17 protein-coding genes and 1 pseudogene are annotated in these 19,041 nt (G+C 72.0%); 14 read left to right on the forward strand and 4 right to left on the reverse strand.

All coding sequences use genetic code 11. The features are described 5' to 3' along the window. Positions 1–52: 52 nt before the first annotated feature. The 11 genes and pseudogenes from OHN19_RS34555 (at position 53) to OHN19_RS34605 (ending at position 13,780) form a co-directional block, all read left to right on the forward strand. Positions 53–673 (forward strand): TetR/AcrR family transcriptional regulator, encoded by a 621-nt coding sequence (locus OHN19_RS34555; protein ID WP_330267956.1) that lies wholly within the window; start codon positions 53–55, stop codon positions 671–673. A gap of 77 nt (positions 674–750) precedes the next feature. Beyond that, on the forward strand, positions 751–2,982 hold the full coding sequence (locus OHN19_RS34560; protein WP_330267957.1) for a molybdopterin oxidoreductase family protein: 2,232 nt from the start codon (positions 751–753) through the stop codon (positions 2,980–2,982). A gap of 121 nt (positions 2,983–3,103) precedes the next feature. Beyond that, a complete protein-coding gene (locus tag OHN19_RS34565) occupies positions 3,104–4,525 on the forward strand; it encodes a citrate:proton symporter (RefSeq protein WP_330267958.1) in 1,422 nt (473 codons plus the stop codon). Positions 4,526–4,548: 23 nt separating this feature from the next. Then, positions 4,549–5,790 carry an MFS transporter gene (locus tag OHN19_RS34570; protein ID WP_330267959.1) on the forward strand — a complete coding sequence of 414 codons (1,242 nt, stop codon included), beginning with the start codon at positions 4,549–4,551 and terminating at the stop codon, positions 5,788–5,790. A gap of 101 nt (positions 5,791–5,891) precedes the next feature. Beyond that, the gene (locus OHN19_RS34575; RefSeq protein WP_330267960.1) at positions 5,892–6,554 is read left to right on the forward strand and encodes a hypothetical protein; all 663 of its coding nucleotides are present in this window, start codon (positions 5,892–5,894) and stop codon (positions 6,552–6,554) included. Beyond that, positions 6,541–7,320: pseudogene (locus OHN19_RS34580) on the forward strand (class F sortase); the annotation flags it as partial. The gene OHN19_RS34575 and the pseudogene OHN19_RS34580, both read left to right, overlap by 14 nt. Positions 7,321–7,735: 415 nt before the next feature. Next, on the forward strand, positions 7,736–9,073 hold the full coding sequence (locus tag OHN19_RS34585) for an ABC transporter ATP-binding protein (RefSeq protein WP_330267961.1): 1,338 nt from the start codon (positions 7,736–7,738) through the stop codon (positions 9,071–9,073). A gap of 52 nt (positions 9,074–9,125) precedes the next feature. After that, positions 9,126–9,650, forward strand: a complete 525-nt coding sequence (locus OHN19_RS34590) for a DUF3574 domain-containing protein (protein ID WP_330267962.1) — start codon at positions 9,126–9,128, stop codon at positions 9,648–9,650. Between the two features lie 154 nt (positions 9,651–9,804). Next, the gene (locus OHN19_RS34595; RefSeq protein ID WP_330267963.1) at positions 9,805–11,193 is read left to right on the forward strand and encodes an aldehyde dehydrogenase family protein; all 1,389 of its coding nucleotides are present in this window, start codon (positions 9,805–9,807) and stop codon (positions 11,191–11,193) included. Positions 11,194–11,204: 11 nt separating this feature from the next. After that, entirely contained in the window at positions 11,205–12,284 is a 1,080-nt protein-coding gene (locus tag OHN19_RS34600) for a Zn-dependent alcohol dehydrogenase (RefSeq protein WP_330267964.1), read from the forward strand. Positions 12,285–12,451: 167 nt separating this feature from the next. After that, on the forward strand, positions 12,452–13,780 hold the full coding sequence (locus OHN19_RS34605; RefSeq protein WP_330267965.1) for an MFS transporter: 1,329 nt from the start codon (positions 12,452–12,454) through the stop codon (positions 13,778–13,780). On the opposite strand, the gene OHN19_RS34610 is transcribed toward OHN19_RS34605, so the two are convergent. The 3 genes from OHN19_RS34610 to OHN19_RS34620 form a co-directional block, all read right to left on the reverse strand. Further along, positions 13,766–14,704, reverse strand: coding sequence for a DMT family transporter (locus tag OHN19_RS34610; protein ID WP_391196305.1), 939 nt, complete (start codon positions 14,702–14,704; stop codon positions 13,766–13,768). The two genes, OHN19_RS34605 and OHN19_RS34610, sit on opposite strands and share 15 nt — an antisense overlap. 143 nt (positions 14,705–14,847) lie before the next feature. Then, a complete protein-coding gene (locus OHN19_RS34615) occupies positions 14,848–15,567 on the reverse strand; it encodes an ArsR/SmtB family transcription factor (protein WP_419249554.1) in 720 nt (239 codons plus the stop codon). A gap of 35 nt (positions 15,568–15,602) precedes the next feature. Beyond that, positions 15,603–16,244 (reverse strand): TetR/AcrR family transcriptional regulator, encoded by a 642-nt coding sequence (locus OHN19_RS34620; RefSeq protein ID WP_330267968.1) that lies wholly within the window; start codon positions 16,242–16,244, stop codon positions 15,603–15,605. 77 nt (positions 16,245–16,321) lie between these two features. On the opposite strand from OHN19_RS34620, the gene OHN19_RS34625 reads away from it, so the two are divergent. The 3 genes from OHN19_RS34625 to OHN19_RS34635 all read left to right on the forward strand — a co-directional run bounded on the left by OHN19_RS34625 (position 16,322) and on the right by OHN19_RS34635 (position 18,568). Then, positions 16,322–17,476 carry an acyl-CoA dehydrogenase family protein gene (locus tag OHN19_RS34625; protein ID WP_330267969.1) on the forward strand — a complete coding sequence of 385 codons (1,155 nt, stop codon included), beginning with the start codon at positions 16,322–16,324 and terminating at the stop codon, positions 17,474–17,476. Between the two features lie 59 nt (positions 17,477–17,535). After that, positions 17,536–17,823 carry a YiaA/YiaB family inner membrane protein gene (locus OHN19_RS34630; protein WP_330267970.1) on the forward strand — a complete coding sequence of 96 codons (288 nt, stop codon included), beginning with the start codon at positions 17,536–17,538 and terminating at the stop codon, positions 17,821–17,823. A 118-nt stretch (positions 17,824–17,941) separates the two neighbouring features. Continuing rightward, on the forward strand, positions 17,942–18,568 hold the full coding sequence (locus OHN19_RS34635; protein WP_330267971.1) for a TetR/AcrR family transcriptional regulator: 627 nt from the start codon (positions 17,942–17,944) through the stop codon (positions 18,566–18,568). A 4-nt stretch (positions 18,569–18,572) separates the two neighbouring features. Here OHN19_RS34635 and OHN19_RS34640 read toward each other — a convergent pair whose 3' ends face one another. Beyond that, positions 18,573–19,034: a MaoC family dehydratase gene (locus OHN19_RS34640; RefSeq protein WP_062241742.1), complete on the reverse strand. Its 462-nt coding sequence runs from the start codon at positions 19,032–19,034 to the stop codon at positions 18,573–18,575. Positions 19,035–19,041 lie beyond the last annotated feature (7 nt).

A 19,041-nucleotide genomic window follows, 5' to 3' on the forward strand; every position in this document is an offset into this window, starting at 1 on the left:
CCCGGCCCCGTACCAGGTGGCGGGGTTCACCCGACCACGGCGGAAAGGCATCATGAAGCCCGTGCCCCAAGCGACCCCGCTTCGCCGCGCCCCCGTGCAGCGGCGCAGTGCCGAACGGCTGACCAGAATCCTCGACGCCTGTGCCGACCTGCTCGACGAGGTCGGCTACGACGACCTGAGCACCCGCGCCGTCGCCCTGCGCGCCGGCGTCCCCATCGGCTCGGTCTACCGCTTCTTCGGCAACAAGCGGCAGATGGCCGACGCCCTCGCCCAGCGCAACCTCGAACGCTTCACCGAGCGGGTCACCGACCGCCTCCAGAAGTCGGGCGAGGAGGGCGGCTGGCGTACGGTCATGGACGTCGTCCTGGACGAGTACCTGGCCATGAAGCGCACCGCCCCCGGCTTCTCCCTGGTCGACTTCGGCAACCAGATCCCCGTCGGCGCCCGCCACGCCGAACCCAACCACCGCGTCGCCGACCGCCTCACCGACCTCCTGTCCGGCTACCTCGCCCGTGAACCCGACGACGACCTCCGCCGCACCTTCCTGATCGCCACGGAAACCGCGGACACCCTCGTCCACCTGGCCTTCCGGATGGCACCGGAGGGCGACGAACGGATCATCCAGGAGGCCCGGGAGATGTTGCGGGCGTATCTGGCGCGCGTTCTGGACTGAGGTCCGGCAACCCCTCCCCTCCGTTCATACCGGTCGGTATGCTCACCCGGACAGGCACCGCTGCCCCGGGAGGACCCGTGTCCCGCACCGCTCTGCGTATCTGCCCCCTGTGCGAGGCCACCTGTGGTCTGACGCTCACCGTCGAAGGGACCCGGGTCACCGGCGCCCGCGGCGACCGCGACGACGTGTTCAGCAAGGGGTTCATCTGCCCGAAGGGCGCCTCCTTCGGGGCCGTCGACGGCGACCCCGACCGGCTGCGCACCCCCCTCGTGCGCCGGGACGGGGAGCTGCGCGAGGCCACCTGGGCGGAGGCCTTCGACGCGGTCGCCGCCGGAATCCGGGCCGTCGTCGAGGGCCACGGGGCGAACTCCGTCGGAGTCGTCCTCGGCAACCCCAACGTGCACACCATGGCCGGCGCCCTCTACCCGCCGGTGCTGCTCGCCGGGCTCGGCACCCGGAGCGTCTTCACCGCCTCCACGGTCGACCAGATGCCCAAGCACGTCTCCAGCGGCCTGCTGTACGGCGACGCCAACGCCATCCCCGTACCCGACCTCGACCACACCGACCACCTGCTCCTCCTCGGCGCCAACCCCCTGGAGTCCAACGGGAGTCTGTGCACCGCCCCCGACTTCCCCGGCAAGCTCAAGGCGCTCAAGGCCCGCGGCGGCACCCTCACCGTCATCGACCCCCGCCGCACCCGCACCGCGAAGCTCGCCGACCGGCACATCGCCATCCGTCCCGGCACCGACGCACTGCTGCTCGCGGCGATGGCGCACGTCCTCTTCGAGGAAGAGCTGGTCGACACCGGGGAGTTGGCCCCTCATCTGCAAGGGCTCGACGAACTCCGCGAAGCCGTAAGGGATTTCACCCCCGAGGCCGTCGCCGAGGCCTGTGACGTGGACGCCTCGGAGACACGCCTGCTCGCCCGCGAACTCGCCGCCGCCCCGACGGCCGCCGTGTACGGCCGCATCGGCAGCTGCACGGTCCCGCACGGCACCCTCGCCAGCTGGCTCGTCGACGTGCTCAACATCCTCACCGGCAACCTCGACCGGCCCGGCGGCGCCCTCTTCCCGCAGGCCGCCACCGACCGCACCCCCCGGCCCGCCGGACCCAGCCACGGCTTCGCCCTCGGACGCTGGCACTCCCGGGTGAGTCAACACCCCGAGGCCAAGGGCGAGTTGCCGCTCTCCGCGCTCGCCGAGGAGATCGACACCACGACCGCGGAGGGCGAGCCGATCCGCGCCCTCGTCGCCGTCGCCGCCAACCCGGTCCTCTCCGCACCCGACGGCGACCGGCTCGACAAGGCCCTCGGCTCCCTCGACTTCATGGTCAGCGTGGACCCGTACCTCAACGAGACCTCACGCCACGCCCACGTCGTGCTGCCGCCGCCCCCGCCCTCCCAGAGCCCCCACCACGACTTCGCCTTCAACACCCTGGCCGTGCGCAACCAGGTCCGCTACACCCGCCCCGCCGTCCCGCTGGAGCCCGGCCGGATGGCGGAGACGGAGATCCTCGCCCGGCTGGTCCTCGCCGTCACCGGCATGCACGGCGCCGACCCGTCCGCCGTGGACGACCTGGTCATCGGCCAGACCCTCGGCAAGGCGGTCAAGGAGACCCACTCGCCCGTGCACGGCCGCGACCCGCGGGAACTCGCGGCCCTCCTGAAGGGCGACACCGGCCCCGAGCGGCGGCTCGACATGATGCTGCGCCTGGGTCCCTACGGCGACGGTTTCGGCGTACGACCGGACGGGCTCAGCCTGACCAAGCTGCTCGCGCATCCGCACGGCATCGACCTCGGTCCGCTGACGTCCCGGCTGCCGCAGCCGCTGAAGACCCGCAGCGGCAAGGTCGAGCTGCTGCCGGGGCCGATCGCGGACGACCTCCCCCGGCTGCGGGAGGCCCTGCGGCACCGGGCCGACGGGTTCGTCCTCGTCGGCCGCCGGCACCTGCGCTCCAACAACAGCTGGATGCACAACGTCCCCGCCCTCACCGGCGGCACCAACCGCTGCACCCTGCACATCCACCCCGAGGACGCGGAGGGCCTGCGGCTCGTCGACGGGCAGCGGGTCGGGATCAAGGGGGCCGGGGGAGCGGTGATCGCGCCGGTGGAGATCACGGACACGGTACGGCGGGGTGTGGTGAGCCTGCCGCACGGCTGGGGCCACGACCGCCCCGGGACCCGTACGCGGCACGCGGCCCAGGACCCCGGTGTCAATGTGAACCAGCTGCTCGACGGCACCCTCCTTGACCCCCTGTCAGGCAACGCGGTCCTCAACGGAGTGCCCGTCGAACTGATCGCAAGTCCGTGACCTGGAGTTTTGCGCTTATTGCTCGCACGTCAACGTCTTGTTAACGCCACTTGACGGGTCCTAACGTCATCGCACTGCCGGCTCCGGTGGGAGTTCAAGGGCGAACGTTAGGTATCCACTCATGCTGACCATCCTCGGCTTCGCCATGATCGCGACCTTCCTGGTCCTGATCATGATGAAGAAGATGTCGCCGATCGCGGCGCTCGTGCTGATCCCGGCACTGTTCTGTGTCTTCGTCGGGAAAGGCGCCAAGCTCGGTGACTACGTCATCGAAGGCGTCACCAGCCTCGCCCCCACCGCGGCGATGCTCATGTTCGCGATCGTCTACTTCGGGGTGATGATCGACGTCGGCCTCTTCGACCCGATCGTCCGGGGCATCCTGAAGTTCTGCAAGGCCGACCCGATGCGGATCGTCGTGGGCACCGCGGTGCTCGCCGCGATCGTCTCGCTCGACGGCGACGGCTCGACCACCTTCATGATCACCGTCTCGGCGATGTACCCGCTGTACAAGCGCCTGAAGATGAGCCTGGTCGTGATGACCGGTGTCGCCGCCATGGCCAACGGCGTGATGAACACGCTGCCCTGGGGCGGTCCGACGGCCCGCGCCGCCACCGCGCTGAAGCTCGACGCCAGCGACATCTTCGTGCCGATGATCCCGGCCCTGGCCGTCGGCCTGCTGGGCGTCTTCGTCCTCTCGTACGTCCTCGGCATGCGCGAGCGCAAGCGGCTGGGCGTGCTCACGCTGGGCGAGGTCCTGGTGGAGGAGAAGGTCGAGGAGACCGAGACCGTCCTGGTGGGCGCCGGCTCCGGTAAATCCGGCACCGGCAAGGCCGCGGTGACCACCGGCGGGTCCGGCTCCGGCACCGACGCCGAGGACGACGAGGCCGGCGACGCCGAGCGCTTCCAGGTCCTCGACCCCGACCGCCCCACCCTGCGCCCCAAGCTGTACTGGTTCAACGCGCTGCTCACGGTCACCCTCCTCACCTGCATGATCATGGAGTGGCTGCCGATCCCGGTGCTGTTCCTGCTCGGCGCCGCGCTCGCGCTCACCGTGAACTTCCCGCACATCCCCGACCAGAAGGCCCGCCTGGCCGCCCACGCGGACAACGTCCTCAACGTCTCCGGCATGGTCTTCGCCGCCGCCGTCTTCACCGGCGTCCTCCAGGGCACCGGCATGGTCGACCACATGGCCCGCTGGATGGTCGACGTCATCCCGGACGGCATGGGCCCGCACATGGCCCTCGTCACCGGCGTGCTGAGCCTCCCGCTGACCTACTTCATGTCGAACGACGGCTTCTACTTCGGTGTCCTGCCGGTCCTCGCCGAGGCCGGCGCCGCGCACGGCGTCACCCCGCTGGAGATGGCCCGCGCCTCCCTCGTCGGCCAGCCCCTGCACATGTCGAGCCCGCTCGTCCCGGCCGTGTACGTCCTGGTCGGCATGGCCAAGGTGGAGTTCGGCGACCACACCCGGTTCGTCGTCAAATGGGCCGCGCTCACCTGCCTCGTGATCCTCGGGGCGGGCATCCTCTTCGGCATCATCTGACCTTCGTCCAGGGAGACTTGAACATGGTGCCCGGTGGGAACCGCGGCTGGCTGCTCCGCCTCGTCATCGCCTTCAGCTTCGCGCAGGGGGCGGTGTCGATGGCCCGGCCCGCCGTCTCCTACCGGGCCCTCGCGCTGGGCGCGGACGAGCGGGCGATCGGTGTCATCGCCGGTGTGTACGCGCTGCTGCCGCTCTTCGCGGCCGTACCGCTCGGCCGCCGTACCGACCACGGGCGGTGCGCGCCGCTGCTGCCCGTCGGTGTGGTCCTGATATCCGGCGGCTGCGCGCTGAGCGGTGTCGCCGGCTCCCTCTGGGCCATGGCGGTCTGGAGCGGGGTGATGGGCCTCGGGCACCTGTGCTTCGTCATCGGTTCCCAGTCGCTGGTCGCCCGGCAGTCCGCCCCGCACGAACAGGACCGCAACTTCGGGCACTTCACCATCGGCGCCTCCCTCGGCCAGCTGGTCGGCCCGATCGCGGCCGGCGCGCTGATCGGTGGCTCCGACCGGGCGGGCACGAGCGCGCTCGCGCTGCTGGTCGCGGGCGCCGGGGCGGCCGTCGCGTTCACCTCGCTGTGGCGCATCGAGCATCGCGACGCCGCTGCCAAGTCCCCTGCCGCACCGGGCGACCGGGTGTCCGTCGGGCACATCCTGCGGTCCCGGGGCGTGCCCGGAGGCATCCTCGTGAGCCTGTCCGTGCTGTCCGCCACGGACATCCTCACCGCCTACCTTCCGGTGGTCGGCGAGCACCGGGGCATCGCCCCCTCGGTGATCGGCCTGCTGCTGAGCCTGCGCGCGGCCGCCACCATCGCCTGCCGTCTGGTGCTGACCCCGCTGCTACGGCTGCTGGGGCGCGCCCTGCTCCTCACGGTGACGTGTCTGCTGGCGGCCTTCCTCTGCGCGGGCGTCGCGCTGCCGGTCCCGGTGTGGGCGCTGGCGGTGATGCTCGCCCTGCTCGGTTTCTGCCTGGGCGTCGGACAGCCGCTGTCCATGACGACGGTGGTCCAGGCCGCCCCCGACGGCGCCCGCTCCACCGCCCTCGCCCTGCGGCTGACCGGCAACCGCCTCGGCCAGGTCGCCGCACCGGCCACCGCGGGGCTGGTGGCGGGGCTCGCCGGTGTGGCGGCGCCGTTCGTGATGCTGGGCGGCCTGCTGCTGGTGTCGTCGGGCGTCGCGCTGCGGTCTTCGGCGCGGCCCGATGAAGGGACCGGACCAGCCGCGGGGGAGCGGCCGAAGCGCCCGGGATTGCGCCGCACGAGCGATATCTGACGGCGCGCCGGGCGTCGCTGCGGGCGACCGCGGCGCGCATGAAGGAGAGTCCTCCCGAAAGAGCGATTTGTATGAAAATCGTCTGAATCGGAGGAGCGCGCATGCCCAGCCTGACACTCCCACATGGTCTCCGCGCCCGCGCGGGTGCCACTGTCATCCTCACCGCCCTCGCCGCGTCCGGCGCCTCCTGGGTGGCGGCACCCGCCGCCTCGGCCGCAGGAGAGAACGGCGACATCAGGATCCACCGCGTGGGCGTGCCCTACGGCGTGTCGAAGGAGGACTCCAGGGTCTGCAAGTTCTACCTGGACGCCGTCAACTTCGACTCCCTCACCACCATCCCGTACACCATCACCCCCCAGCCTCCGCTGGCCAGCGCCGCGACCGTGACCGGCGCCATCCAGCTCGCCGGCGGTGCCGGTCACACCGACGCGCTGGGGGTGGCGGACGGGCAGTACGAGATCACTTGGATCGTGGCGGGTGCCACCAAGAAGAAGGTCTTCCACGTCAACTGCCATGACGACAAGCGTGACGGCGGCCGTCGTCCGGGCGACCAGATCGAGGACCAGCAGCACGGTGGCGGCGCGGCCTGGGGGCAGAACGACCCCAACGGCCCCAAGGGCGGTGTGCACGCGGGTGGTGGCGGTCTCGTCGACACCGCGGCCGCGTACGCGCCGGTGGCCGGCGCCGCGGCGGTCGGCCTGGTGGCGGTCGGCGGTGTCGCGTACTTCCGGCAGAACCGCCGTCGGCCCCATGGCGCCGCGTAGGCGCAGACGCAGGCCCTGGTACCGGACCCGCGCCTACCGTCTCACCAGGACGGCCCTGCTCACAGTCGTCCTGGTGACCACGGGGGTGCGGTGCACGGCGGATGACGGGCCGCCCCTGCCGGACGGGCCCGGCGGCCCGGACGCCGTGGCGGCCGCCGGCCCGGAGGCGGAGGCCGCCGGTGGGGCGGGCGCGGAGGTGGCCGGTGGGGCGCAGGGCGATGCAGCCGTGAGGGCGACCCCCTCGGCCCGCCGTCCCCCGCGAAGCACGCCACCCCGCAAGCCCCCGCGCACGCCACCGCCCCGGCCGTTGACCAGGTCCCGGCCGACGTCCGTGCGCATCCCGTCCCTCGGCATCGACGCCCCGGTCATGGCCCTCGGGCTCATCAAGGGCCGGGAGCTGGCGACGCCCCCGGTCGACAAGCCGAAACTCGTGGGCTGGTACCAGGGGGGGCCGACGCCCGGCGAGTCCGGCACGGCGATCGCCGTGGGCCACCGTGACACCATGACCGGCCCCGCCGTCTTCGCCGGGCTCGCCCAGGTGAAGCCGGGCAAGGTGATCGAGGCGCGGCGCGCGGACGGCCGTACCGCCGTCTACCAGGTGGACCGGGTGAAGATCTTCGACAAGGCGGGCTTCCCCGACAAGGAGGTCTACGGCCCGTCCCGGCGCCCGGAACTGCGCGTGATCACCTGCGGCGGACTCTTCACGAGACGGACCGGCTACACCAGCAACGTGGTCGTCTTCGCCCACCTGGTCCGGACCCGCGAGCCCCAGGCCCGTGCACCCCAGAGTCCCGGGCCCAGGAGTCCCGGGTCCAGGAGTCCCGGATCCCAGAGCCTCGGGCCCCAGAGTCCCGGCCCCCAGAGTCCCGTGTCCCGGACCCCGGAGCCTCAGAGCCGCGGGCTGCGAACTCCCGGGCCGCGGACTCCCGGGCCACAGGTGGCAGAGCCCTGGAGTCCAGGGCCCCCGACCCCCGAGCCGTGGCCGTCGAGGAGCGTGGCCGCTCGCTGAATGCGGTCGTCCGCTTTCTCGGTGGTTGGACGGGAACGCCGGATCCCGCCCAGTCTCTTCCCCCCGCCGGGTGCATTCCGTTAACTTCCGTGACTCACAGCCCCGTGCGAGCCGGCCGGGGTCTTCCGACCGCGGAGCACCAACGCCTGATACAGCCCCCGGGGGCACTGCCATGACACGCGCCATCACCCTGCACGACGTGAGCAAGACGTACACCCGAGGAGCCAGGGTGGTGGACCGTCTCTCGCTGGACGTCGCACCCGGCGAGTTCCTCGTCCTGCTCGGCCCCTCCGGTTGCGGCAAGTCCACCGTGCTACGCATGATCGCCGGCCTCGAGGAGATCACCGAGGGCGAGCTCAGGCTCGACGGCGAGTACGCCAACGACCTGGGGCCCGCCGAGCGCCGGATGGCGATGGTGTTCCAGAACTTCGCCCTCTATCCGAACATGACGAACCGCGCGAACATCGGCTTCCCGCTCCGCATCGAGGCCCCCGGCCAGGACCCCCGCCCACGCGTGGACGCCACCGCCCGCATGCTCGGCATCGAGGACCTCCTCGACCGCTACCCGGGCCAGCTCTCCGGCGGTGAACGCCAGCGCGTGGCGATGGGCCGGGCCATCTCCCGCCACCCCTCCGCCTTCCTGATGGACGAACCGCTGTCCAACCTCGACGCCAAGCTCCGCAACCACCTGCGCGCCGAGATAGCGAGCCTCACCCGCGAACTGGGCGTCACCACGGTCTACGTCACCCACGACCAGGCCGAGGCCATGTCGCTCGGCGACCGGGTCGCCGTACTGCGCGGGGGAGTCCTCCAGCAGGTCGACACCCCGCGCTCGGTGTACGCCCTGCCCCGCAACGTCTTCGTCGCCGCCTTCATCGGCACCCCGCGCATCAACCTCCTGCGCGGCCTGGTCCGGGCCCCGCTGGACGGCGCCATGACCATCAGCCTCGGCAAGCAGTACCTGCGGCTGCCCGAACCGCTGTCCCTGGACCACCAGTTGCTCCGCGTGCAGCAAGGACGTGAGGTCATCGTGGGCCTGCGTTCGGAGGCCATCCGCATCGCCCACCCCGCCTCCGCCCGCCCGGGCGAGATGCCGATCACCGGCCTGGTGGAGCACGTGGAGTTCCAGGGGCACGAAATCCTCGTGCACTTCAACACCGGCTCCAGCCCGGCCGTCGTCGCCGACCTGGAGGCCGCGCGCCCCGCCGCGCGCCCGGCCGCCCGGCGCCGCCGCGACGGCACGGTCCTGGACCGCCTCAAGGAGCGCGCGGGTTCCCTGCGGGCGGGCCCCGTCGTGGTCCTGGAGGACACGCCGGCCCCCGCCCCCGAGCCCACGCCGCCCGACCCCCGCCTCCCCGGCGACCTGGTCGTCCGCACCACCCCGGACATCGACCTCCGCCGCGGTATGCAGGTCCCCCTCCTCGTGGACATCTCCCACCTGTTCGTCTTCGACCAGCACGGCGAACGCATCTGCCCGTCCCCGGACCACGTTCCCGACCTGGACGAGTGAACTGAGCGCGGGTCGACGGGGCTTGGTGCCGGGTGCCCGCTAGGCAGGTGCCATGCAACCGCACCTCACCCGCACCAGGGTCGCCCTGACCGTCGCCGGCCTCCTGCTCGCCGCCGCGCCCACCGCCTACGCCGGCCTCGCCGAGGCCGACTCCGCGGTGCCGGAGCGAAAGGCACCGGAGCGAAAGGCACCGGAGCGAAATGCGCCGGAGCGAAATGCACCGGAGCGAAATGCGCCGGAGCGGGGAGCGCCGTGCATCGAGACGCAGCTGTTCTTCGGCACCGAGCGGCCGGACGGCGGGCCGGCCGTCACCGACGCGCAGTTCATGGCCTTCGTCGACAGCGAGGTCACCCCGGAGTTCCCCGACGGACTGACCGTGCAGAGCGGGCGCGGGCAGTGGCGGGACGTGAGCGGGGCGATCGAGAAGGAGCGGTCGTACGAGCTGATCCTGCTGTACCCGGTGGCACGGGCCGCCGTGAGCGACCGGAGGATCGAGGGGATCCGGCAGGCCTACGAGAAGGAGTTCGGGCAGGAGGCCGTGGCGAGGGTGGACGAGCGGGCCCGCGTCGACTTCTGATGTCCCTGCACGCTCGGTTGTGAGGTTCGGAACGCTCCGGTTGTGATGTTCGCCGACCGCCCGGCCCCGCCCTGGCGTCGAAAAACTATCGCCGCTAGTTTGTGGGCTGGACTTTGTGAGCCGGACGACACGGCCCAGCCCGGGAGGACGCACCATGAAGGCGCACGACGGCATGTACATCGACGGCGAGTGGCGCCCGGCCACCGGCCCGGACGTGATCGAGGTCGTGAACCCGGTCGACGAACAGGTCGTCGGGCGGGTCCCGGCGGGCACCGCCGAGGACGTCGACCTCGCCGTACGGGCCGCCCGCGCCGCCCTTCCGGCCTGGGCCGCGACCACCCCGGCCGAGCGGGCCGCCCGGCTGGCCGCCCTCCGGGACGTCCTGGCCGCCCGCAAGGACGAGATCGCCGAGACGGTCACCGCCGAACTCGGCTCGCCCCTGAAGTTCTCGCAGAACGTCCACGCGGCCGTACCGGTCGCGGTCGCCGGCTCCTACGCCGAGCTGGCCGCGACCCACCCCTTCGAGGAGAAGGTCGGCAACTCCACCGTCCACCAGGAGCCGATCGGCGTCGTCGCCGCGATCACGCCCTGGAACTACCCGCTGCACCAGATCGTCGCCAAGGTCGCCCCGGCCCTCGCCGCCGGCTGCACGGTCGTCCTCAAGCCCGCCGAGGACACCCCCCTCGTCGCCCAGCTCTTCGCCGAGGCGGTCCACGAGGCGGGTGTCCCGGCCGGTGTCTTCAACCTGGTCACCGGCCTCGGCCCGGTCGCCGGTCAGGCGCTCGCCGAGCACCCCGAGGTCGACCTGGTCTCCTTCACCGGCTCCACCGCGGTCGGCCGGCAGATCGGCGCGACCGCCGGTGCCGCGCTGAAGAAGGTCGCCCTGGAGCTCGGCGGCAAGTCCGCCAACGTCATCCTGCCGAGCGCCGACCTCGCCAAGGCGGTCAACGTGGGCGTCGCCAACGTGATGTCCAACTCCGGCCAGACATGCAGCGCCTGGACCCGGATGCTGGTCCACCGCGACCAGTACGACGAGGCCGTCGAGCTGGCCGCCGCCGCTGCCGCGAAGTACGGCGAGCGCATCGGCCCCGTCGTCAACGCCAAGCAGCAGGCACGGGTGCGGGGTTACATCGAGAAGGGCGTCGCCGAGGGCGCCCGGCTGGTCGCGGGCGGCCCCGAATCCCCGTGCGAGCAGGGCTACTTCGTCGCCCCGACCGTCTTCGCCGATGTCACCCCCGACATGACGATCGCGCAGGAGGAGATCTTCGGCCCGGTCCTGTCGATCCTGCGCTACGAGGACGAGGAGGACGCCCTGCGCATCGCCAACGGCACGGTCTACGGCCTCGCGGGCGCCGTCTGGGCGGGCGACGAGTCGGAGGCGGTGGCCTTCGCCCGCCGGATGGACACCGGCCAGGTCGACATCAACGGCGGCCGCTTCAACCCCCTTGCCCCGTTCGGCGGTTACAAGCAGTCCGGCGTCGGCCGCGAGCTCGGCTCGCACGGTCTCGCCGAGTACCTCCAGACCAAGTCCCTCCAGTTCTGAGGAGCCTTCCCGTGGTTCGTGCCGCCGTCCTTCCCGCCGTGGGCGCTCCCCTGGAGGTCACCGACATCGAGCTCCCGGACCCCGGCCCCGGCCAGGTCCGGGTCCGGCTCGCCGCCGCCGGGGTCTGCCACTCCGACCTGTCCCTGTCCAACGGCACCATGCGCGTCCCCGTCCCGGCCGTCCTCGGCCACGAGGGCGCGGGCACGGTCGTCGCCGTGGGGGAGGGGGTCACCGGGGTGGCGCCCGGCGCCGGAGTAGTCCTCAACTGGGCTCCCTCCTGCGGTGATTGCCACGCCTGCGCGCTCGGCGAGGTGTGGCTGTGCGCCAACGCCCTCAACGGCGCCGCCGACGTCTACGCCCGCACCGCCGACGGCACCGACCTCCACCCGGGCCTGAACGTCGCCGCGTTCGCCGAGGAGACGGTCGTCCCCGCGTTCTGCCTCCTGCCCCTCCCCGACGGCATCCCGCTCACCGACGCGGCCCTCCTGGGCTGCGCGGTCCTCACCGGCTACGGCGCCGTCCACCACTCGGCGCGGGTCCGCGAGGGCGAGACGGTCGCGGTGTACGGGGTCGGGGGAGTGGGCCTGGCCGCGCTCCAGGCCGCCCGGATCGCGGGCGCCTCGAAGATCGTCGCGGTTGATGTGTCCCCGGAGAAGGAGGAGTTGGCGCGCGCCGCCGGAGCCACCGACTACGTGATCGCCTCCGAGAACACCGCCCGCGAGATCAGGGGTCTCACCGGCAGGCAGGGCGTCGACGTCGCCGTCGAGTGCGTCGGTCGCGCGTCGACCATCCGCACCGCCTGGGACTCCACCCGCCGCGGCGGCCGTACGACGGTCGTCGGCATCGGCGGCAAGGACCAGCAGGTCACGTTCAACGCCCTGGAGATCTTCCACTGGGGCCGCACCCTCGCGGGCTGTGTCTACGGCGACTCCGACCCCGCCGAGGACCTGCCGGTGCTGGCCGAGCACGTCCGGGCGGGCCGCCTCGACCTCGGGATGCTGGTGACCGAGCGGATCGCGCTGGACGGCATCCCGGCGGCCTTCGACAACATGCTGGCGGGCAAGGGCGGCAGGGCCCTGGTGGTGTTCTGACCCACGGGATTCCGGGAGCCCCTCTCGGCTCCCCCTGATCCACAGGTCGCCCGGAGCCCCCTCTCAGGTGCTCCGGGCAACCTTCCCGCACACCCGTTGACCCCATACCGTCCGGTCAGTATGTTCAGCCGCCAACGTCCCCACGCACCCATCGGAGTGTGCACTGCATGGACACGGCCCCTACCGCTCAGCCCACTTCCGTCACCGCGCCGGCGACTCCCCACCGCCGTCGCGTCGCCACCGCGGCCGCGCTCGCCTCCGCCGTCGAGTGGTACGACTACTTCGTCTTCGGCATAGCCGCCGCCCTGGTCCTCGGTGACCTGTACTTCCCGGCGGGCAGCTCCTCCGCCGGCGTCCTCGCCGCCTTCGCCACCTTCGCGGTCGGCTTCCTCGCCCGCCCGATCGGCGGCATCGTCGCGGGCCAACTCGGCGACAAGCGTGGCCGCAAGCCCATGCTGGTCCTCGCGCTCACCCTCATGGGCCTCGCCACCACGGGCATCGGCCTGCTGCCGACCTACGACACGATCGGCGTCGCCGCCCCGATCCTGCTCGTCCTCCTGCGGGTCGTGCAGGGCGTCGCGGTCGGCGCGCAGTGGGGCGGCGCGATGCTGCTGGCCACCGAGTACGCCCCCGAGGGCAAGCGCGGCCTCTACGGCAGCGTGGTCCAACTCGGCGTCCCCATCGGCGTGGTGACCGCCAACACGGTCTTCCTGCTGGCCGGGGCGTTCACCACGGACACCGCCTTCGCGGCCTGGGGATGGCGAATCCCGTTCCTCATCGGCCTGTTCGTCCTCGCGCTCGCCTGGTACATCCACACCAAGGTCGAGGAGACCCCCGAATTCCGGCAGGCGGAGCGAGAGCTGGCCGAGAAGGAGCAGGCCGGGCAGAACTCCCCGCTGCGCACGATCCTGCGCCACCACCTCGGCACGGTCCTGCTCGCGGGCGGCTCCTTCGCGGTGAACACCGCCACCTTCTACATCCTGATCACCGGTGTCCTCGACTACACGACCCGCGAGCTCGACATGAAGAAGAGTGCGGTCCTCATGGTCTCGCTCTGCGTCAGCCTCACCCAGCTGGTGCTGATCCCGGCCGCCGCCGCGCTCTCCGACCGCCTCGGCCGTATCCGGATCTACGCCCTCGGCGCGGTCGGCATCGCCCTGTGGGCCGTACCGATGTTCCTGCTCATCGACACCGGGTCGCTGCTGTGGCTGGCGGTCGGCACCTTCGTCGCCGGATGCTTCCTGAGCATCATGTACGGCCCCCAAGCCGCCCTGTTCGCCGAGCTGTTCACCCCGGAGATGCGCTACACCGGAGCCTCCCTCGGCTACCAGATCGCCGCCGTGCTCGGCGGTGGGCTCGCGCCCTTCCTCATGGTGCTGCTGCTGGAGGCCACGGGGACGTCGATGGCGGTGTCCGGGTACATCATCGGCCTGTCGGTGATCGCGCTCCTGTGCATCAAGGTCCTTGCGGGCAGGGCGCGTTCACGCGGGGTCTGACGCCTTCTCGGGCCGCGGCTCCGGTGCCGTCACCGGGGCCGCGGCGCTCCGCCGTGGCCGGGAGCGGGACACCGCCACACCCGCCAGGCACAACACCCCTCCCGCGAGCGTGAACAGGCCCGGGATCTCGCCGAGGAACAGCCAGGACATCAGGACGACCAGGGCGGGCACCGCGTAGGTGGTCGCGCCCATCCGGCTCGCGGTCGTACGGGCCAGGGCGTAGGCCCAGGTGGTGAAGGCCAGGGCGGTCGGGAAGACGCCCAGGTAGACCATGTTCAGTGTGGCCGAGGCGGGCGCGTCGGCCGCCTCCGACACCAGCTGCCCGGCGAACGGGAGGCACACGACGGCGCCGATGAGACAGCCGAAGGCCGTCACCTGGAGCGGGGTGCCCGAGCCCAGCGCCGGCTTCTGGGCCACGACTCCGCCGGCGTAGGCGATCGCCGCGAGGAGGCACAGGACCACGCCGAGCACCGAGGAGCCGCCGTCGTCCGACATCGACAGGCCCACGGTGACCGCGCCCGCGAAGGAGACCGCCATGCCCGCCAGCAGCCGGGGCGGCATCGCGTCCCCGAGCAGACGGGTGCCGAGCAGGGCGATCAGGATCGGACCGATGTTCACGACCAGCGCCGCGGTGCCGGCGTCGACCTGCTGCTCGCCCCAGTTCAGGACGACCATGTACAGCCCGAACCAGAGGACCCCGGAGACCGCGATGCCGCGCCAGGCCGCACGCGGGGGCAGGCCCTCCCGCCGTATCAGACAGATCGCGCCCAGGGCGAGCGCGCCGGACAGCAGCCGTCCCAGGGCCAGGGCGCCGGGCGAGTAGGCGGCACCCGCGCTGCGGATGGAGACGAAGGCGGAGGCCCAGAGGATCACGGTCACCGTGGCCGCGCCGGCGGCCAGGAGTTCGGTGCGGCGGGGGTTCATCATGCTCCTGAGGGTAGGGAGGTGCGGGTTCGGAAGCTCGCGGATTTCGGACGGGTGCGTCGCCGTCTGCGGGTGGGTGGGGGCTGGTCGCGCTCGCGCGGCGGAGCCGCATATCGACCCGGTCCCGAGCCCCTGAAGGGCGCTCAGCGCAGCGTTGGTCCGGCGATCCCCAAGAGGTCCTCCAGTGCCTGTTCTCCCGCTGCGGTCACCTTCACCGCCCGCTCCGAGCCGATGCGGACGCACCAGCCCTCGGCGAGCGCGTGTCGGCACAGGGCCGCTCCCGCGACCCCGGCCAGATGCGGGCGGCGTTCCGTCCAGTCCAGGCAGGCCCGGGCCAGGGGGCGGCGGCCGGTGCGGACGAGGGGGATGCCTGTCTCCTCGAACCACTTCAGCCCCGCCTCCGTCAGCGCGAAACCCGTGTCCTGGCGCAGCAGTCGACGCGTCGTCAGGGCGTCCGTGACCGCGATGCCCAGGCGCCCGGCCAAGTGGTCGTAGCACGTGCGGCCCCGGGCCATCGCCGAGCCCGCGCTCGACTCCCGCAGGCTGCGGGGGCGTTGGACGGTGTCCGGGGAGACCTGGGCCGCCAGGTCCTCCACCAGGTGGGCCACCCGCGCGTCGGCCAGGCGTACGTACCGGTGGCGGCCCTGGCGCTCCTCGGTCAGCAGACCGCCCGCGACCAGCTTGCCGAGGTGTTCGCTCACGGTCGACGCGGCGACTCCCGCGTGGCGCGCCAGCTCACCCGCCGTCCAGGCCCGGCCGTCCAGCAGGGCCAGGAGGCAGGCGGCCCGGGTCTCGTCGGCGATGAGCGCGGCGAGCCTCGCCAGCTGGGGTGCCTGCGGGTCCTTGGTCATGGCATCCAGCATGCGGGAGCGATGCTTCGGCGCTCACCGAACTGTGGCTATCCGGTGCGTCCGACCTGCTCGTACTGCTGCGCGAGTCCGTCCAGCAGGGCCCCGAGACCCGTCTCGAAGGCCCGCTCGTCGATCTTCTCCTGCTGTTCGGCGAGGAGATGGGCCTGGCCGAGGTGGGGGTAGTCGGCCGGGTCGTACGCGCTCGCGTCGTCCACGAAACCGCCGGCGAAGGAGCCGAGCGCCGAGCCCATGATGAAGTAGCGCATCAGCGCGCCGATGGAGGTCGCCTGTGCCGGGGGCCAGCCCGCGTCGACCATCGCGCCGTAGACCGCGTCGGCGAGGCGCAGCCCGGCGGGGCGGCGGCCGGGGCCCTGGGCCAGGACCGGCACGATGTTCGGGTGGTCGCGCAGGGCCGCACGGTAGGAGACGGCCCAGTCGTGCAGGGCGGTCCGCCAGGGACGGCCGTCCTCGAACATCGACAGGTCGACCTGGGCGCTCACCGAGTCGGCGACCGCCTCCAGGATCTCGTCCTTGGTGCGGAAGTGGTTGTAGAGGGACGGGCCGCTGACCCCGAGTTCCGCGGCGAGCCGACGGGTGGACAGGCCCGCCAGGCCCTCCGAGTCCACGAGCGCGCGGGCCGTCTCGACGATCCGGTCGGTGCTGAGGAGGGGCTTGCGCGGTCGGGCCATGGCGCACATAGTAGGGCTACGAACGACAAACTAGCAGTGCTAATTTAAAGGTGTATCTCTCACAGTGAGGTGATCTCGTGGTCGACCTGGGGCTCAGCGAGGAGCAGACCGCCGTCCGGCGGCTGGCACGGGACTTCGTGGACCGTGAGATCGCCCCCCATGTCGTCGCCTGGGACCGCGCCGAGGAGGTCGACCGTTCGATCGTCAAGAAGCTCGGCGAGGTGGGGTTCCTCGGGCTGACGATCGACGAGGAGTACGGCGGCTCGGGCGGCGACCATCTCGCGTACTGCCTGGTCACCGAGGAGCTGGGGCGGGGTGATTCCTCGGTGCGCGGGATCGTGTCCGTCTCGCTGGGACTGGTCGCCAAGACGGTCGCCGCGTGGGGGAGCGAGGAGCAGAAGCTGCGCTGGCTGCCGGGTCTCACCTCCGGGGAGTACGTGGGCTGCTTCGGCCTCACCGAGCCGGGGACCGGCTCCGACGCGGGCAACCTTGCCACGCGTGCGGTGCGGGACGGGGACGAGTACGTCATCGACGGCACGAAGATGTTCATCACGAACGGGACCTGGGCCGATGTGGTGCTGCTGTTCGCCCGCTCGACGGACGGGCCCGGGCACAAGGGTGTCTCCGCGTTCCTCGTGCCGACCGACACCCCCGGTCTGACCCGCCGGACCATCCACGGCAAGCTAGGGCTGCGCGGACAGGCGACCGCCGAGCTGGTCCTGGAGGGGGTGCGGGTGCCGGCCTCCGCGATGCTGGGTGCCGAGGGCAAGGGGTTCTCCGTCGCGATGTCCGCGCTGGCCAAGGGGCGGATGTCGGTGGCGGCGGGGTGCGTGGGGATCGCGCAGGCCGCGCTGGACGCGGCGGTCCGGTACGCCGGTGAGCGCGAGCAGTTCGGGAAGCCGATCGCGGGGCACCAGCTGGTCCAGGAGCTGATCAGCGACATCGCCGTCGACGTGGACGCGGCGCGGTTGCTGACCTGGCGGGTGGCCGATCTGATCGACCGCGGCCGGCCCTTCGCCGTGGAGTCCTCCAAGGCCAAGCTGTTCGCCTCGGAGGCGGCGGTGCGGGCCGCGAACAACGCGCTCCAGGTGTTCGGCGGCTACGGCTACATCGACGAGTACCCGGCGGGGAAACTGCTGCGGGACGCACGCGTGATGACCCTGTACGAGGGCACGAGCCAGATCCAGAAGCTGGTGATCGGGCGGGCGCTGACGGGTGTGTCGGCGTTCTGAGTACCGCCTGAGTACCTGAGCGGATGTGGCGGGGGTCACGGACGGCCGAGACTCCTGCCATGAGTGACACACCGGTCAAGCAGCAGAACACGGCGGCCTTCTACGGACAGGCCGTCGCCTCCTTCGCCGTGGCCATGGCCGCCACCGCGATCGGCATCTTCCGGCTGAACGCCGACGCCTGGGTGCGCGGCTTCCTCGCCATCGCCGTCCTGTACCTCGTCACCTCGGCCTTCACCCTGGCCAAGGTCATCCGCGACCGCCAGGAGGCCGGTCAGATCGTCAGCCGGGTCGACCAGGCCCGCCTGGAGAAGCTCCTCGCCGAACACGACCCCTTCGAGAAGCTGTGAGCGGGGTCGGTGACCCCACCGACGCACCTCCCGGAGCTGCCTCCCCGCACACTGGCTAAGCGCTCGCTCAGGTTCGGCGGTATGGTGGGGGCTCTGAACAGTGGGAGAGGGGCGTGTGATGAGTACGGCGGAGGAGACGGCCGGCGGCGAGACGTCGGCGTGGGGTGAGGTCACGCCCGACGCGGCACGGCGGCTGCTCATTGCCGCGGTGGAGGCGTTCGCCGAGCGCGGCTACCACGCCACCACGACCCGCGACATCGCGGGCCGGGCCGGCATGAGCCCCGCCGCGCTCTACATCCACTACAAGACCAAGGAAGAGCTGCTCCACCGCATCAGCCGGATCGGCCACGCCAAGGCCCTGGAGATCCTCCAGGTCGCGGCCCGCCGCGAGGGCACCGCCACCGAGCGGCTCGCCGACGCCGTGAGCTCCTTCGTCCGCTGGCACGCCGGCGGCCGTACCACCGCCCGGGTCGTCCAGTACGAACTCGACTCCCTCGGCCCCGACGCCCGTGCCGAGATCCTCGACCTGCGCCGCCAGTGCGACGCCGAGGTGCGCGGGATCATCGAGGACGGCGTGGCCTCCGGCGAGTTCGACGTCCTCGACGTCAAGGGCACCACCCTCGCCGTGATGTCGCTCTGCATCGACGTGGCCCGCTGGTTCAACGTCGACGGCCCCTGGACGCCGGACGAGGTCGGCGCGCTCGACGCCGACCTCGTGCTGCGGATGGTGGGGGCGGCGAAGTAGCCGCTCAGAGGTAGTAGCGGGAGACCGACTCCGCCACGCACACCGGCTTGTCCCCGCCCTCGCGCTCCACGCTGAAGGCGACGGTGACCTGCACGCCGCCCGCCACGTCGTCGACGCCGGTGATCCGCGCGGTGGCGCGCAGCCGGGAGCCGACGGGGACCGGTGCGGGGAAACGGACCTTGTTCGTGCCGTAGTTGACGCCCATCTTCACGCCCTCGACCTTGATCAGCTGAGGTCCGAAGAGCGGCAGCAGGGACAGCGTGAGGTAGCCGTGCGCGATGGTCGTGCCGAAGGGACCCGCGGCGGCCTTCTCCGGGTCGACGTGGATCCACTGGTGGTCGCCGGTGGCCTCGGCGAACAGGTCGATGCGCTTCTGGTCCACCTCCAGCCAGTCGGTGTACCCCAGTTCCTCGCCCACCGCCGCCTTCAGGTCGTCGGCGCCCGTGAAGATCCTCGGCTCTGCCATGTCCCGG

This window comes from Streptomyces griseorubiginosus (assembly GCF_036345115.1).
Classification (GTDB): Bacteria; Actinomycetota; Actinomycetes; order Streptomycetales; family Streptomycetaceae; genus Streptomyces; species Streptomyces griseorubiginosus_C.